Source organism: Halobacillus sp. A1 (assembly GCF_024189295.1).
Taxonomy (GTDB): domain Bacteria; phylum Bacillota; class Bacilli; order Bacillales; family Halobacillaceae; genus Halobacillus_A.
In genome coordinates this window covers 26,465-43,368 of sequence record NZ_JAIZEN010000006.1, presented here as the reverse complement: position 1 = coordinate 43,368, position 16,904 = coordinate 26,465, and the positions used below count along the sequence as shown (strand labels likewise).

Below are 16,904 nucleotides of genomic sequence, written 5' to 3'. Positions count from 1 at the left end.
TTTCCCTCCTTAGATAATAGGTGAAATCTTGATCTCTTCTTTTAAGTGATCGGCGTCTTCCTTTTGACATAAGTCATCTTGAAAAGCAGTGGCACTTCCTGTAGCTACACCATCTCTGAAAGCTTCTTCAACAGATTTCCCTTGACTTAGTCCTGCGATGAATCCAGAAACAACGGAGTCACCGGCGCCAACAGAGTTTTTCACTTCGCCTTTCGGAACGTTCGCATAAAATTTATGGTCCCTGTCTACATATACGGCACCTTTCCCTCCCATGGAGACGATGACGTGTTTTGCACCTTGCTCGACAAGTTTGCGCGCATAGTAAGCAGCATCTTCCACTGAAGAAATCGTAGTATCGAACAATTCTCCTAGTTCATGTTCATTAGGCTTTAGAAAAAATACTTCTTTTCCTAATAGCTGCCTAAGTGCGTCCCCTGAAGTGTCTGCAACTAGTGGAATGTTTTTCTGCGCGCAAATGTCAGCTATTTGGTTATAAAAGTCCTTAGGCATTGATGAAGGGACGCTGCCGGCAAGAATCAGGAAATCCTCTTCATGTAATGATCGAACTTGATCAAGAAGCTGGGTAAGTTGTAGTTCAGAAACATTTGGGCCGGGACCGTTGATTTCTGATTCCTGTTCACCTTTTAGTTTTACATTGATCCTTGTATAGTCCCCCGTCTCAATAAAGTTGTGCTTAATACCTTCTTGTTCGAGGGAATTTATAATGAATTGCCCCGTGAAATTCCCTATATACCCGAGAGCTATAGTAGAAACTCCAAGTCTTTCCATTACTCTGGAAACGTTGATCCCTTTCCCTCCGGGGTAATAAAAAGTTTTATTAGATCTAGTCAGCCCTCCCGATTGAAATCCATCCACATGCATGATGTAGTCGATGGAAGGGTTAAGTGTACAAGTGTAAATCATGGAGTCACAACCTTTATATTCGTTTTTTCTTGGAATTCATGGAGAAGGGGTCCATTATAATCTGTAATGATGTTGGCTTCTTCAATGTTCGCAATTTGAGAAAAAGTCACTTCGTTAAATTTTGATTGGTCTGCTAGAATATATCTGTTCTGTGACAGTGCCAATGTCGTTCTTTTTATAGCTGCTTCTTCCGGGTCAGGAGTAGTGTATCCATCTTCGAGGCTAATTCCATTCGCCCCCATAAAACACTGGTCAAAACGATATTGCTTCAGGTTTTGCAGAGCACTTGTTCCGACGACAGCTCGTGTTCTCTCCTTGACGTATCCACCGAGTACATATGTTTTAATATGATAATCAGTGAGGGCGTCTAATTGGTTAAGACCATTTGTTACGACTGTAATATCTTTGCCGGATAAATAAGAGATCATTTCGTATGTCGTTGTTCCGGCATCAATGAAAATAGATTCTCCGTCCCTGACTAAAGAAGCGGCCGCTTCCGCAATCAATTTTTTCTCTGGATGGAACTTAGTGTATTTTTCATCAATTGTCGGCTCTACACTAGTTGCGTGGCGCAGCGAAGCACCGCCATGTACCCTGTGAAGCTTGCCTGATTGTTCCAGTTGATCAAGGTCTCGCCTAATCGTAGACTCTGAGGCTTGCGTATGCTGGACAAGTTGTTTCAATTTAATTGTATGATGCTTTTGAAGGAGCTCTAAAATATGTTGGTGACGCTCAGCTGTTAACAGACTAAGACCCTCCTTTCATGTCTCTAAGTTTATTTTAAAGTAAGCCCTTTCAAAAATCAATCAAAAACGTTCATTAACTTTCAAAAACTATCAATGAATGTGTCAAAATCATTCACATTTTATAAAAAGTCACATACAAATTATCATGTTGCTGTCTTTAATGTTTTATGCTACATTTATAATAGTTTATTGTGCGTCTTTAGGAGGTGTTGGCACATCATGGAAACACTTGCAATTACTTTGTTAGTTATTGATACTATTGCTTTAATCGTACTTGTGCTACTGCAATCAGGAAAGAGTGCTGGTTTATCTGGAGCGATCTCCGGGGGAGCTGAACAACTCTTCGGTAAGCAAAAGGCTCGTGGAATCGATGCGGTTTTACATCGAGCGACAGTTGTCACTGGAGTTCTCTTCTTTGTACTTGCTTTCTCGGCAGCCTACATCTTAGGATAACCTCATGCCTGCTTACAAGGCCGCGCTTTAATACGAGCGCGGCTTTTTTGTGCAGATTTTGTGTTTAGTGAAATTGATTTTGGTAAAATAGAAACATTGTAATTACGAATGAAATTTCAATTTAAGGAAATAGATGAAGTAAGGAGAGAGATCAGAATGAATATCAAACAACCAGAACCATTTACATTTGAAAGTGAAGGTGAAAGAGCAGTTTTACTATTACATGGTTTTACAGGTCATTCAGCTGACGTACGCATGCTTGGCCGCTTTTTGCAAAAACACGGATACACTTCTCACGCTCCCATTTACAGAGGTCATGGAAAAGAACTAGAAGCCCTTGTAGACGCTACTCCAGAGCAATGGTGGGAAGACGTGACGGCATCCTTGAACCATCTAAGAGAATTAGGTTACAAAAAAATTGCAGTAGCCGGACTTTCTCTAGGGGGAGTACTTGGACTAAAACTGGCATATTCTGAACCGATAAAGGGTATTGTCACGATGTGCAGTCCTATGTTTTTCGATAATGAGGAACAATTGACCCAGGGATTCACATTTAAAGCCAGGCAATACAAGCAGTTAGAAGGAAAAGATAAGGAAACGATCGATAGAGAAGTGGACGAATTACTAGAAGAATCCAAAGATATGTTTTCACAATTGGGAGACTTTATAACCTCTGTCCATGATGAAGTCGATCAAATCTATACTCCGGCTTTTATCATACAAGCAGAAAAAGACGAAATGATAAACAAAGAAAGTGCAAACTATATTTATGAAAACATTGAATCTGATCAAAAAGATATTAAATGGTACAAAAACTCCGGCCATGTGATCACAATGGATAAAGAAAAAGAACAACTACATGAAGATGTTTTGGAATTTCTTGAATCACTGGATTGGTCATAATCGGTCAGAGTCTTGTCCATCACTTGAGGAGGTAAATAAATGAATACAGATTTAAAACAGAAAATTGTGCAGCATTTTAACGAAGCTGCCTCAAAACCTCTTTCAGTCGAAGAGCTAGAAGAAGTTCTAGAATTAAAAGACTCAGAAGATTTTAAGGTATTAGTGAAAGTCTTGAACGAATTGGAAGAAGAGGGTGAATTAGTCCGGACGAGAAAGAACAGGTTCGGGCTGCCTGAAAAAATGAATTTAATCCGTGGGAAGATTCAAATGCACGCGAAAGGGTTTGCTTTCCTGATCCCGGATGATGAAGGGAAAGATGATGTATACCTGCATCACTCTGATCTCAGCTCTGCCATGAACAATGATAAGGTGCTCGTCCGTGTTGAGAAAAGGGATGAGAATGGACAGCGCCCAGAGGGGACTGTTATAAGGATTTTAGAACGCGCTACTAACAGGGTAGTCGGAACCTATGAATCAAGCCGGAATTTCGGATTTGTCGTAGCGGATGATAAGCGTATCCCTCACGATATTTTCATCCCTAAGTCCCAGGTGAACGGTGCAGTGGATGGGCATAAAGTGATTGTAGAAATTACGAAGTTTCCTGAAGATCGTATGAGTGCTGAGGGAGAAATCGTTGAAATCCTGGGGCATAAGAACGACCCTGGTATCGACATCATATCCATCATTCATAAGCATGGAATCAAAACCGAATTCCCGGAAGAAGTTTTGGAGCAGGCAGGAAATACGCCTGAGAAAATAACTGAAGAGGAAATTGAGAGCCGCAGAGACTTACGTGATGAAACTATCGTAACGATCGATGGAGCGGATGCTAAAGATTTGGATGATGCTGTCACCGTGAAAAAGCTAGATAACGGAAACTATAAATTAGGAGTTCATATCGCGGATGTCACTTATTATGTAGGAGAAAATTCTCCGATTGATAAAGAAGCAAGGGAACGCGCTACAAGTGTGTACCTAGTTGATCGTGTCATTCCGATGATTCCGCACCGTTTATCTAATGGAATTTGTTCTTTGAACCCGCAAGTCGACCGACTGACTCTGTCTTGTGAGATGGAGATAGATTCCAGTGGTGTCGTGGTAGGTCATGAAATTTTCCAAAGTGTCATTAAAACAAATGAACGAATGACCTACTCTGATGTCAATGCTATTTTAGAGCATAACGATGAAGAATTGATTGAAAAGTACAAAGAGCTTGTACCTATGTTCCGGGAAATGGAAAGCTTAGCAGCCACTCTTCGAAAAAAACGGTTCGGACGCGGTGCCATAGATTTTGACTTTAAAGAAGCTGGGGTCATTGTAGATGATGAAGGAAAAGCAGTCGATGTGAAACTGCGGGAGCGTTCTGTTGCGGAAAGACTGATCGAGGAGTTTATGCTGGCCGCAAACGAAACTGTGGCTGAACATTTTCACTGGATGGAAGTTCCATTCATCCACCGTATTCACGAGGATCCAGATGAATCCAAGCTGCAAAATTTCTTTGAATTTGTGGCCAACCTTGGATATTCTGTAAAAGGCTCAGCAGAAAATGTACATCCGCAAGCACTTCAGCAAGTACTGGAGACTGTCAAAGACTCTCAGGAAGAGATGATCATTTCCAAATTAATGCTTCGTTCGATGCAACAGGCGAAGTATGATCCGCAGAGTCTTGGTCACTTTGGGCTATCAACTGAATTCTATACACACTTTACGTCACCTATACGCCGGTACCCCGACTTAATCGTCCATCGGTTAATCCGCACGTATCTCGTTGAAAAGCAGCTCGATTATAAAACACGTAAACATTGGAAGGATCAGCTTCCTGACATTGCCAAACATTCATCTGCAAAGGAACGGGCGTCTGTAGATGCTGAACGTGAAACGGATGATTTGAAAAAAGCAGAATTCATGCAGGATAAGATTGGGGAAGAATATGATGGTGTAGTCAGTTCTGTAACCAGTTTCGGTCTGTTCGTTGAATTACCGAACACCGTAGAAGGACTTGTTCACGTAAGCACACTGACTGATGATTATTACAATTTTCAGGAAAAGCAGTTTGCGATGATCGGTGAACGAACAGGAAATATGTACCGGATTGGTGACGAAATTACGATTCGTGTAGCCAATGTGAATCTCGATGAAAGAGTCGTGGATTTTGAAGTTGTTGGAATGAAACCAAGAAAACAAAAGGAAAGACCCGCAAGGCCTAAGCAGATTGATGCCAGAGGGCCTGAAAAAAAGAAAGATAAAAAGAAAAAACAAAAAGGGAACAAACCTTTTTACCGAAATAAAGGTGTACCGAAAAAAGGCAAGAAAAAGAAAAAATAAGCAAGCAAACGCGCACGGGGCATCCCGGCGCGTTTGCTTATGTCCATAGTCCGTAAAGAATCCAGGGTTCCTGAACATCATAGGGGCTAAGATCTGTGATGTGGTCATAAGCCTGTTTTGAAAAATCAATCCAGCATCCGACATTGTCCGGATTTTCATCCCAGTGTTGAAGGATCGTTTCAAAGAATCCTGGCTGAGTGTAATGATCGTTCCAGAAATATTTAACGTGTGAGTAGTCATATTTTTTCGTATCATTTTTGATGATAACGAACCTCGTTTTATCACGATTGATGTATATTTTAGATGAATCTAAATAGTCATCAGTGAAAAGTGCTTCATCATAGGGGAAGGAATAGTAGCATTCGTATGGAAATAAGCCTAAATGATTTTCATTTAAAGAGTGTAGAAGGTCTCGCTTTTCAAAAATGGAATGTACCTCATTCCATCGGTCTCCGGGAGAATGACCTTTCAATTTTTCAGGTTGATTAAGCGTTAAGTAGTAGGATATTGTATCAGCTTGAAGAGCAGATTTCTCCAGCAGTCTCCTCGCTGAATGATTGTGAACGTGCGTGTTTGCTCCAATCCATTTGACTTCAGGACGGTTTCTTAACTGGTCAATAACCGGTTTGAGCAATTCGGTCGCATAACCTTGTGAACGGTACCTGCGATCACTGCGGAGTCTGCCGATCATGGCAAAACGATTTTGTCCAAAAAGACTATAGCCTGCAAGCGAGAGAAGCTGTTCCTGCTGGAATAAGCCATAAAGCTCTTGAGAAGGAGAGGCGACCAGGCGATCAAAGATACGAATGACATAATCATCTTCAATCCCCGTATCCATTTTTGTTAAAGCAGGTAAATCATTAAGCATCAATTTTCGGACCTGGACTAATTGTTCCATGGATCAAGCTCCTTTATTTAAACTATGCAAACATATATTCTCACATTAATTGTAAAAAAGTCCATTACATTGCTTCTTTCAAAATTGGATTGCCCGATCATTTTTGATACAATTAAGTGGATGGATATTAGGAGGAAGAAGTTATGCCAAGAGGTCATGGGAAAACAATAGCACAAAATAAAAAAGCGGGTCACGATTATTTTATAGAAGAAACGTTTGAAGCAGGCATCGTTCTGCAAGGAACGGAAATTAAAGCAATTCGTGCCGGAAGGGTTAACTTGAAAGAGAGCTTTGCCAGAATAAAAGACGGAGAAGTTTATATTCACAATATGCATATTTCCCATTACGAGCAGGGTAACATTTACAATCACGACCCCACTAGAAGCCGCAAACTGCTGCTTCATCGTAAACAAATCAACCAACTGATTGGAGCTACCCAGCAAAAAGGTTATGCATTAGTCCCTCTGAAAATGTATATCAAGAACGGTGTCGCTAAAGTATTGATCGGATTAGGCCGAGGGAAGAAGAAGTATGATAAGCGGGAAGACTTGAAACGCAAACAAGTCAATCGTGAAATCGACCGTGCCATTAAAGAAAGCCTTAAATAATGCCGGCTTGATTTTTTAAGTGACTATGTTATAATAGTTTTTGTCGCGAAAGTGATGTTTCAGATGAGTTTTATACTATCTATTTTAATCCTAACGGGGACGTTACGGATTCGACGGGGATAGTTTGAGCTCGGGTTGCAGGTCGAGGCGACGACTCGTACAACGTCATTTGCCTAAAATAACTGGCGAATCTAACGATAACCTAGCTGTAGCTGCGTAAGTAGTCTATAGCTGATCCTTCCTGGCATCGCTCGTGTGCCAGATCGAAGGGTCTCAAACTGAAGCGAGCTACGCGTTCTTCCACCACCTGAGGAAGGACGAAGAGACTAATCAGGTTAGCTGCTCGGAAGCCTGTTGATAGGCAGAAGAGTAAGCGAAATATAATATATCAACTAAGCTTGTAGAAGCCCGAGTGCCGATATCTCCGGACGTGGGTTCGACTCCCACCGTCTCCACCAATACATATTGGTGGTTTTTTTATGTCTAATTTTAAATGTTTCCAACACCAGTTGATCCCGACAATAATCTTTAACGAACTCAATTAATAAAAGTTTTGAGCTACCATAAAAAAATGAAGAAGTATAGCGAACCTTATACAGGGATATAGTTATTTTATTTTAGCGTTACCTATAATCTTAAGATAAAATAGGGTTTGTACGGATTTATTTGAAATGATAAACCTGTATTCAAAAGACCTCAACATATGAATTTGTCGTATATAAAATCGGCTAATTAAATGAATTTATTGCAATGGAGATGTGAATATGAATGATTTAACAGCACCAGAGAAAAGGTTCCGCCCTGAAATAGAAGGTATAAGAGCTGTTGCGGCATTATTAGTAGCGGTATATCATATTTGGTTAGGCTCCGTATCCGGCGGGGTCGATGTTTTTTTCATTGTGTCAGGCTACTTAATTACGACCTCTTTATTATCGCGAATGGTAAGAGAGGGTAAAATTAACATACTGGAATACCTCTTAGGATTGGCTAGAAGACTTTTTCCGATTGCTTTCATTGTCATCCTGGTTACGGCACTGTTGTCTATTTTCATTATGCCGCAATCTCAGTGGGAACAAATTATAGCCGAGACGTTTGCTTCGGCTTTCTACTTCCAGAACTGGCAGTTAGCTACGAGTGCGGTCGATTACTTGGCTCAAAATAATGATGCCAGTCCGTTTCAACATTTTTGGGCGCTTTCGATCCAGGGGCAATTTTATGTGACTTGGCCGATTATTATATTCTTGGCGTACTACCTGGCGAGAAAAATATTGAAAACACCTGTCAGGAAAACTCTCTTAGGTGTTCTAATCGTCATTTTCACTATTTCTATTATTTATTCGATCTACATTACTTCTGCTAACCAGCCATGGGCATATTTTGACACTTTCGCTCGTGTTTGGGAATTCAGTCTTGGAGGAATTTTAGCATTATTGATCCCTTACGTTAATATTAATAAATCCATAAGTATTGTCATAGGCTGGCTCGGCCTTGCGATCGTCTGCTTGACTGGAATTATTTTGCCCGTATCCAGTGTTTTTCCAGGCTATGCGGCCCTGCTGCCAACGACCGGGGTTATTCTAGTGATCATTTCAGCTGAGAAAGGCAGCCGCTTCGGAGTTGAAAGGTTATTAGGTTCAAAACCATTTCTTTATTTCGGCAGTATTTCTTACGGCTTTTATTTATGGCATTGGCCGCTTCTTATCTTCTATTATGCTTATTTCGGCACCGATAAAGCCTCGATACCAGCGGGTATGGCAATTTTGCTATTAACACTGATACTGTCTATTTTGTCAGTCAGAATACTTGAAACACCAGTCCGCAGAATGAACATTAAACAATCGAAGCTTAAGCTTACGGCAATATTGTTCTCATTAATGCTACCTGTACTCGTTGTCTACTTTTCATGGGGGGCTTATGCTGAGCAAGTGCAGGATGAACTCAGTGGGGAGTATAGTGAGGAAGAATATCCGGGTGCCCTTGCTATACATGAAGATACAGACCCCCCTTCTGGTGTCGAGCCAATTTCTAATACAGAAGATGCAGAAAGTAATCTTCCTGATTTTTATACGGAAGATGGATGCTTCACTGGTATAGAGGGGACAGAGGTGAGCTATTGTTCTTTCGGTGAAACGGAGAACCCTGAATATACCATTGCGCTGGTAGGAGGGTCCCATACGGGTCACTGGTTCCCTGCGTTGGATGAACTATCTGAAGAAATGGACTTCCAGATCGATGTATATAATAAAGATGGTTGTCGGTTCACTACCGATAATTTTGACGGAGCTATGAACGAATCATGTATGGAGTGGAATGAGAAAGTGATAGAACCACTTCGAGAAGATCCGCCGGATTTAGTGTTCGGCACAGCGACGGTGAACCGTGGAAATAAGGTGCCACAAGGATACATCGAACAATGGGAGAAGTTAGAAGGGGTAACGGAAGTATTTGCAATCCGTGATAATCCAAGAATGAAAGAGAAAATACCTTCGTGCATTGAAACAAAATCAGTGGAAGAATGTTCTATCTCACGCGAGGAGGGACTTCCCGATGTGACGCCGTGGGAAAACACAGAGGGCATACCGAATAATGTGACATTCGCTGATTTATCAGAGTATTTTTGTGACGATGAAACATGTCATTCTGTAATTGGAAATGTTGTCGTTTATCGTGATCAGCATCATCTTACTAATTTGTACTCAAGAACGTTAGCTGAACCTTTAAGAGAACCACTTACTGAAGCGCTGGAAAGTTTAGATGAATAGTGGGTGAGAATCAGTAGAAAGCAATTTACAACAATGGGAACTAACCATTGTAAAATTGACTCTTACTTATAATAAAGGCATGAATTAAGTGCTATCTTTTACTGGGATAGGCTTGTTCATGTCTTTTTTATATGATTAGAGCTAGTCCTTTGTTTGATACTTTCTATTATTTTTATAGTCGTCTTCCTCTATTAATCCTAAGATAGGGTGATATAACTATACCCTATCTACAGGACAGCATATGTTATTTAAGAGACGTCTTCTAATAAAAGATAGAGGGAGGGAGATGTAGATGCTTTTAAATTCTTTGGCTGCAATTGTAATTATTCTGCTATTGCTGCTAGCGTTGGTAGTAGCGCTGCTTCTAGGTTCTGATGAACAAAAACAAATTCTAATTAATGCGATTAAAAGTATTCTGGGTACTATTAGACCAGCAGCATAAAAATATTCTCAAGTCCTCAAAGAAGCTGAAAATTAAGCTTCTTTAGGGCTTTTATAGTTTATATAAAAAAGGAGTAAATAAAGGTGAAAAACGATAATTTTCAACTGAATAGTATAGTCGATTTTGCATCCAATTTAATTGAGGGTTTAGAGAGTACAGATAGCTCTCAAGGCATAGCAGAAGAGAAGAGCATTGAAACAGAATCACTCATTAAAGGTAGTGAAACTATTGATCAGAAATATAATGTTAGGAATGCTGAAAGGTCAGACAATCTTGTACATGAAGTTTACAAATTTAATAATCAAGTCCAGGAATTGAAAAATCAAATGAGTGAAATTCGAGCTCAATATACAAAGCTTACAAAATTACTAAAAAATTCTTGATTAGAACATTCCACGATTCCTTATAATCTACTTACTATTGACAGCGTTTTCAAAATGAGTTAAATTGATTACAACAAGTTAACTATGTGACGGAGATACGGAGACTCACACGAGATTTAGTACTGCATATGCGCGGAGTACTTTAATTTAGTGTGGGTCTTTTTTGTAGTAACATAGTTGACTGGGAAAAAGGAGGAGAAAAAAATCATGTCGGAATTTGCTGCAGAATTGATCGGGACGATGATTCTCATTATTTTCGGGGGAGGAGTCGTCGGAGGAGTCGTACTAAAGGATTCTAAAGCTGAAGGGGCCGGATGGGTCGTCATCACGATCGGATGGGGACTAGCAGTTGCGATGGGTGTATATGCAGTAGGTAATTTTTCTGGTGCGCATATCAACCCGGCAGTGACCATAGGATTTGCAGCTATCGGCGAATTTGAATGGGCTAAAGTTCCTCTGTACGTTACCGCTCAAATGATTGGAGCTTTCATTGGAGGAGTTATCGTATTTTTCAACTACTTACCACATTGGAAGAAAACAAAAGATCAAGGAGCGAAATTAGCAGTGTTTTCAACCGACCCTGCAGTAAGAAGTCCTTTTTCAAACTTAGTCAGTGAAATGGTCGGAACGTTTGTTTTATTAATGGGTTTACTATTCATTGGTGCGAATGAATTTACTGACGGTTTGAACCCGCTTATTGTCGGTGCATTGATTATAGCGATTGGGATGTCCTTAGGCGGCGCTACTGGTTATGCGATTAACCCTGCGCGAGATTTGGGACCAAGAATTGCACACGCCCTTCTTCCTATTCCAGGTAAAGGCGGATCCGACTGGGGATATGCATGGATTCCGATTGTAGGACCGATTCTTGGAGGAATTTATGGTGCTGTATTTTACAATGCCCTGTTCCTAGGGAACTTTAGTGCGCTGTTTTGGGTGATGAGTATTATCGTTGCTGGTATTCTACTAGGAGCAGCTTCATCAGAGCTTAAAAAAGATCATACACCAGCCGATCAAATCGAAGAAAAAGTAGTCTAAATATATAATAATGGAGGAGAATTTTTATGAGTGAAAAATTTATTCTATCTATCGATCAGGGGACAACAAGTTCAAGAGCCATTCTGTTTAATGAAGCAGGAGAAATCGTAGAAACCGGTCAAAAGGAGTTTGAGCAATTTTTCCCGAAACCTGGCTGGGTAGAGCATGATGCCAATGAGATTTGGACGTCTGTTCTTGCTTGTATTGCCGATGTACTGCGAAAGTCAGATGTCGATCCTGAACAAATAGCTGGTATAGGAATAACCAACCAAAGAGAAACAGCGGTTGTTTGGGACAAAAATACAGGCAAACCGATATATAAAGCAATTGTATGGCAGTCACGCCAAACTGAAGATATTTGTAAGGAGCTCCGCTCTCAAGGACATAATGATCTATTCAACGAAAAAACCGGATTGCTGCTTGACCCATATTTCTCAGGCACGAAAGTGAAATGGATTCTGGATAACGTTGAAGGAGCACGAGAAAAAGCAGACAAAGGTGAGCTTTTGTTCGGTACGATGGATACGTGGATCGTTTATAAGCTCTCCGGAGGTAAGACGCACATCACGGATTACTCAAATGCTTCTCGTACTCTCATGTTTAATATATATGATTTGAAGTGGGATGAGGAATTATTGGATATTTTAACTGTTCCTAAAAGCATGCTCCCTGAAGTGAAGCAGTCTTCTGAAGTGTATGCGAATACCGTAGACTATCATTTCTTCGGCCATGAAGTACCAATTGCCGGTATTGCAGGTGACCAGCAGGCTGCTTTATTTGGACAGGCATGCTTCGAAAAAGGAATGGCTAAAAATACGTACGGTACAGGCTGCTTCATGTTAATGAATACAGGTAAAGAAGGTGTGAAATCTGAACGAGGATTGTTGACAACCTTAGCCTGGGGTGTTGATGGTAAGGTTGAATATGCTCTTGAAGGAAGTATATTTGTTGCCGGTTCTGCTATTCAGTGGCTGCGTGATGGTTTGAATTTAATTGAAAGCGCTCCAGCAAGTGAAAAGCATGCCCTTAACGTTGAATCCACGGATGGTGTATATTTGGTTCCGGCTTTTGTCGGACTAGGAACTCCATATTGGGATAGTGATGCTAGAGGAGCTATGTTCGGTTTAACGCGAGGGACATCGAAGGACCATGTCGTCCGTGCTACGCTGGAATCATTGGCATATCAGACTAAGGACGTATTGGATGCAATGATCGCAGACTCTGAAATCGACTTAAAGACATTGAGAGTCGATGGCGGGGCAGTAAAAAATAATTTCTTGATGCAGTTCCAAAGTGACATTCTTGGAGTACCAGTAGAACGCCCGGTCATACAAGAAACAACAGCTCTAGGTGCCGCTTATTTAGCTGGGCTGGCCGTGGGATATTGGAAAGACAAAGAGGAAATAGCAAAGCAATGGAATGTGGAAAAAACGTTTGAAAATGATATGGAAGAGTCAGAACAAGAAAAGTTATATGGCGGATGGAAGAAAGCGGTAGCTGCTACAAGGGAATTTAAATAATAGACGAAAGAGCAGTCGATGGTATCGGCTGCTCTTTTTAAAACGGGTAATTAGATGGTGTCAGTATCTATTAGAGTGTCAAATAGTTTTGATGCTTCCCCTAGTAAGTCATTATTATTGTTGAGAAGACTAAAAACTGTGTTGGAGTCCAGGTTATATAAAACCAAAAATACGATCAAGAAAAGTAAATGGTCGGTATTACTATCTTCTTCTTTGGAAGTATTGCTTCCTCCAACACTATTAGAGTTCTGCTGAAGCTGTTCTTTTAATCGTGTAACTTCCTCTTCCAGTTCATATATTTTTTTGTAATTATCGTAAGCAGTCAATCAAAATCCCCCCTTTTATTTATACTATGAGCAGGATGGATAAAAGAAAGGGTGGTTGACTGACATTGGACATAAAAATACCCATTCCCTTGCAAAGGAATGGGTATTTTAATTATGAAGGAAGGTCTTCGCCGATAATCCGTACTTCTCTCTCCAAATCAACTCCGAATTTTTCTTTGACTGTCTTTTGGACGTGTTCAATCAAAGAAATATAGTCGGATGTCGTTGCGTTATTTTTATTCACAATGAAACCAGCATGCTTAGTAGATACTTCCGCTCCGCCGATCGTTGCACCTTGTAACTGGCTATCCTGAATAAGTTTTCCAGCAAAATAGCCTGGTGGCCTTTTAAAAACACTTCCGCATGATGGATATTCTAAAGGTTGTTTTGATTCTCTTTTATAAGTCAGGTCATCCATTACCTCTTTAATGTCCTCATACTTAGCAGGCTTCAAGCTGAATGTGGCTTCAATGACGATGTCCTTATTTTTTTCGATATTACTCGTTCGATAGTCGAGTTCCAGGTCGGAAGCGAGGCGTTTGACTAATTCACCGTGTTTATCAATCACATATGCGTAGTCAAGCACGTCTTTGATCTCTCCACCGTAAGCACCAGCGTTCATGTATAAAGCCCCTCCGACAGTCCCGGGGATGCCGCAGGCAAATTCCAGACCCGATAACTTTTCATTTAAGGCATGGTAAGAAGCGTCAATGATTCTTGCACCGCTTTGAGCAACTACAGTTGTTCCGTCTGTTGAGATGTCGTTCAGCTGTTTCAAGCTTATAATGATTCCGCGGATTCCTCCGTCTTTAATGATCAAGTTCGAACCATTTCCTAGCAGCATAAAAGGGATATTTTCTTCATTTGAAAATTTCACGACTTTTTGAATCTCTTCAAAACTGGTAGGTGTTATGAAAAAATCCGCTCTGCCTCCAAGCTTCGTATATAAATGATTTTTTAGTAATTCATCAACTTTTACATTATCTTTTTTCACTAATTCTAATAACGTATCGTAAATTTTTTGTTTGTTATTCATGCACACCATTCCTATAAAATAGTTATCTTCATTATTGAAGTGTATAACAAAAAGCGGAGGAATCAAAGCATTTTAACAAATTTTAAGTATATAAAAGAGCAAGTATATGCAATTTATTATATTATATGGATTTTTTGAAAAAAGTTACATTTGTTTTGAAAGCGCTATATTAACAGGAAAGTTCCTTATATTCAGAAAATTGATTGCGAACCCTGTCGTAAATCTGTATCATCATTGTAAGTGGATGTTTTTATTCAAATTAAACCATGCATTTCATATAAGGAAGGATGAGAATAGTGGACGAGAAAAAAGACTTGAGAATCAGAAGTAAAGTCATCAGTGAAGGTGTGAACCGAGTCCCTAACCGTTCGATGCTGCGAGCTGTAGGATTTAAGGATGAAGATTTCAAGAAACCAATGATCGGTATTGCGAGCACATGGAGCGAGGTAACACCATGTAACGTACATATAGATGATTTGGCCCGGCATGCAAAATCTGGTGCCGCCAATAATGGCGGTGCTCCAATGATTTTTAGTACGATAACCGTTTCTGACGGAATTGCGATGGGGCATGAAGGAATGCATTATTCCTTACCGAGCCGTGAGATTATCGCTGATTCAATTGAGACGGTCACCAACGCAGAACGACTGGACGGTGTCGTAGCAATTGGAGGATGTGATAAAACCACACCAGGATGCTTAATGGCCATCAGCCGGATGAATGTTCCTGCCGTTTACGTATATGGCGGCACGATACAGCCTGGAAAATTGAATGGGAAAGATATTGATATTGTATCTTCCTTCGAAGCTGTAGGGCAATATCATGAAGGAAATATAAATGAAGAAGAATTACACAACGTAGAGTGTCATGCGTGTCCTGGGGCTGGAGCATGCGGCGGAATGTACACAGCGAATACCATGGCTTCAGCTGTTGAAGCACTGGGAATGAGTATTCCTGGTTCTTCTTCAACTCCAGCTGTTAACGACTATAAAGAAAAAGAGTGTGAACAAGCTGGTGAAATGGTCATTAATTTACTTGAGGAAGAGATTTATCCAAGCGATATCATGACAAAGCAAGCGTTTGAAAATGCTATAACTGTAGTCATGGCTTTAGGCGGGTCCACGAATGCATTTTTACATTTAACAGCAATGGCTCATTCTGCCGGTGTAGATCTATCGCTTGATGATTTTGAGCGAGTGCGTCAAAATGTCCCTCACATTGCAGATATGAAACCGAGCGGTAAATATGTCATGCAGGATTTATACGAGAGCGGTGGAGTTCCGGCTGTCATGAAGCTGCTACACGAACAAGGACTTCTTCACGGAGATTGTTTGACTGTAACTGGGAAAACGTTAGCTGAAAACTTGGCGGAAGCGGAACCGTTAAAAGAAGGGCAGAAGGTCATTGTACCTTTTGATGAGCCAATCAAACCGAATGGTCCACTTGTTCTCTTGCGCGGTAACCTTGCTCCTGAAGGTGCTGTAGCGAAAATGTCCGGACAAAAAGCAAGCCGCTTTGAAGGCCCGGCACGCGTATTCGACAGTGAAGCGGAAGCTACCACTGCTATTGTGGACAACAAAGTGAAAGAAGGCGATGTCGTCGTTATTCGTAATGTCGGCCCTAAAGGTGGACCAGGGATGCCTGAAATGCTTTCCATTACAGCAATGATCGTAGGAAAAGGACTGGGCGGTAAAGTGGCTTTATTGACTGATGGCCGATTCTCAGGAGGATCGCACGGGTTTGTCATTGGACACGTAGCTCCAGAAGCCTTTGTCGGCGGACCAGTCGGATTGCTGCAAGAAGGAGATACTATTACCATTGATAGTGAAACACAGCAAATCAATTTCGATGTTACTGACGATGAGCTTGATAAGCGGCGAAAAGAATGGGTTCAACCTGAACCTAGACATAAGAGAGGTATGCTTGCGAAGTATACACGTCTCGTCTCTTCTTCTGCTAAAGGTGCAGTTACGGATCTTGAAGAATAAACTTACAAGGGGACCTCATAAGGAGGCCCCCTTTTTTATTTAAAAAATAAATTTCCTTGAGGGTTTTTAAGCGAATCACTTACGAGGAAAACTTTAATTCAAACATTTTCGTGAAGATAGAAAAATACTCGCTTTTAGGTGGAGGAACGTTTAAGCGTCGTCTATTCGTTTTTTCCTTTATTAAATTTCAATGTTGATTATCATATAAGCTCCCTTTAGTGGAAGACTCAGTTTCGAGATGCTTGGACTGTTGTTTCCGCTATGTTTAACAGAGGGAAGAGCTCCGGGAAATCACTCCCTTTCCGTGGGAGCGCAGTGAGCCTCCTCGAGCTTCGCTCTCCGGGGTCTCACCAAGCACTCTCTTCCCACAGGAGTCTCGCGATTTCCCGGAGCTCTTTGCGATGATTAAGGGGTACGGAAACGCCGATTTCAGTATGACAGATGCTGCTGCGCTACAGTTATGATAAAAGCTTGATATTGAGCGGTTTATTCCCATAAACAATCGCTTCATCAAAAAACAAACAAGTATGTTAGTATGCTGATTGTCATAAA

At 40.8% G+C, this 16,904-nt stretch carries 15 protein-coding genes and 1 other RNA gene; 11 read left to right on the top strand and 5 right to left on the bottom strand.

From position 1 onward, the window contains the following. Positions 1-9: 9 nt before the first annotated feature. Together pfkB and LF817_RS08305 are read right to left on the bottom strand one after the other, a co-directional pair. A complete protein-coding gene (pfkB, locus tag LF817_RS08310) occupies positions 10-924 on the bottom strand; it encodes a 1-phosphofructokinase (protein ID WP_253935333.1) in 915 nt (304 codons plus the stop codon). Then, a complete protein-coding gene (locus LF817_RS08305) occupies positions 921-1,670 on the bottom strand; it encodes a DeoR/GlpR family DNA-binding transcription regulator (RefSeq protein ID WP_253935507.1) in 750 nt (249 codons plus the stop codon). Before LF817_RS08305 ends, pfkB begins: the two co-directional genes overlap by 4 nt. Positions 1,671-1,889: 219 nt before the next feature. On the opposite strand from LF817_RS08305, the gene secG reads away from it, so the two are divergent. The 3 genes from secG (at position 1,890) to rnr (ending at position 5,351) form a co-directional block, all read left to right on the top strand. Then, positions 1,890-2,123, top strand: a complete 234-nt coding sequence (gene secG, locus LF817_RS08300; RefSeq protein WP_253935332.1) for a preprotein translocase subunit SecG — start codon at positions 1,890-1,892, stop codon at positions 2,121-2,123. 156 nt (positions 2,124-2,279) lie between these two features. Continuing rightward, positions 2,280-3,026, top strand: a complete 747-nt coding sequence (locus tag LF817_RS08295; RefSeq protein ID WP_253935331.1) for an alpha/beta hydrolase — start codon at positions 2,280-2,282, stop codon at positions 3,024-3,026. Positions 3,027-3,065: 39 nt separating this feature from the next. Further along, positions 3,066-5,351 carry a ribonuclease R gene (rnr, locus tag LF817_RS08290; protein ID WP_253935330.1) on the top strand — a complete coding sequence of 762 codons (2,286 nt, stop codon included), beginning with the start codon at positions 3,066-3,068 and terminating at the stop codon, positions 5,349-5,351. 37 nt (positions 5,352-5,388) lie between these two features. Here the strand turns inward: rnr and LF817_RS08285 are convergent, their stop codons facing one another. After that, on the bottom strand, positions 5,389-6,249 hold the full coding sequence (locus tag LF817_RS08285; protein ID WP_253935329.1) for a GNAT family N-acetyltransferase: 861 nt from the start codon (positions 6,247-6,249) through the stop codon (positions 5,389-5,391). Positions 6,250-6,392: 143 nt separating this feature from the next. Between LF817_RS08285 and smpB the strand changes: the two genes are divergently transcribed. The 7 genes from smpB (at position 6,393) to glpK (ending at position 13,002) form a co-directional block, all read left to right on the top strand. Beyond that, complete coding sequence (gene smpB, locus LF817_RS08280) at positions 6,393-6,857, top strand: SsrA-binding protein SmpB (RefSeq protein WP_253935328.1); 465 nt, start codon at positions 6,393-6,395, stop codon at positions 6,855-6,857. Between the two features lie 95 nt (positions 6,858-6,952). Continuing rightward, positions 6,953-7,315, top strand: a transfer-messenger RNA (tmRNA) gene (ssrA, locus tag LF817_RS08275). 306 nt (positions 7,316-7,621) lie between these two features. Beyond that, on the top strand, positions 7,622-9,619 hold the full coding sequence (locus LF817_RS08270; RefSeq protein ID WP_253935327.1) for an acyltransferase family protein: 1,998 nt from the start codon (positions 7,622-7,624) through the stop codon (positions 9,617-9,619). 292 nt (positions 9,620-9,911) lie between these two features. Beyond that, positions 9,912-10,061 (top strand): hypothetical protein, encoded by a 150-nt coding sequence (locus tag LF817_RS08265; RefSeq protein ID WP_253935326.1) that lies wholly within the window; start codon positions 9,912-9,914, stop codon positions 10,059-10,061. An 83-nt stretch (positions 10,062-10,144) separates the two neighbouring features. After that, on the top strand, positions 10,145-10,444 hold the full coding sequence (locus LF817_RS08260; RefSeq protein ID WP_253935325.1) for a hypothetical protein: 300 nt from the start codon (positions 10,145-10,147) through the stop codon (positions 10,442-10,444). 207 nt (positions 10,445-10,651) lie between these two features. After that, the gene (locus LF817_RS08255) at positions 10,652-11,482 is read left to right on the top strand and encodes an MIP/aquaporin family protein (RefSeq protein WP_253935324.1); all 831 of its coding nucleotides are present in this window, start codon (positions 10,652-10,654) and stop codon (positions 11,480-11,482) included. 26 nt (positions 11,483-11,508) lie between these two features. Beyond that, positions 11,509-13,002, top strand: coding sequence for a glycerol kinase GlpK (glpK, locus tag LF817_RS08250; protein WP_253935323.1), 1,494 nt, complete (start codon positions 11,509-11,511; stop codon positions 13,000-13,002). Positions 13,003-13,052: 50 nt separating this feature from the next. On the opposite strand, the gene LF817_RS08245 is transcribed toward glpK, so the two are convergent. Next, entirely contained in the window at positions 13,053-13,328 is a 276-nt protein-coding gene (locus LF817_RS08245) for a hypothetical protein (RefSeq protein ID WP_253935322.1), read from the bottom strand. Positions 13,329-13,440: 112 nt separating this feature from the next. After that, on the bottom strand, positions 13,441-14,364 hold the full coding sequence (gene murB / locus LF817_RS08240; protein WP_253935321.1) for a UDP-N-acetylmuramate dehydrogenase: 924 nt from the start codon (positions 14,362-14,364) through the stop codon (positions 13,441-13,443). Between the two features lie 287 nt (positions 14,365-14,651). Here murB and ilvD point away from each other — a divergent pair, with 287 nt between their 5' ends. Continuing rightward, positions 14,652-16,352 (top strand): dihydroxy-acid dehydratase, encoded by a 1,701-nt coding sequence (gene ilvD / locus LF817_RS08235; RefSeq protein WP_253935320.1) that lies wholly within the window; start codon positions 14,652-14,654, stop codon positions 16,350-16,352. The last annotated feature ends 552 nt before the right edge of the window (positions 16,353-16,904 follow it).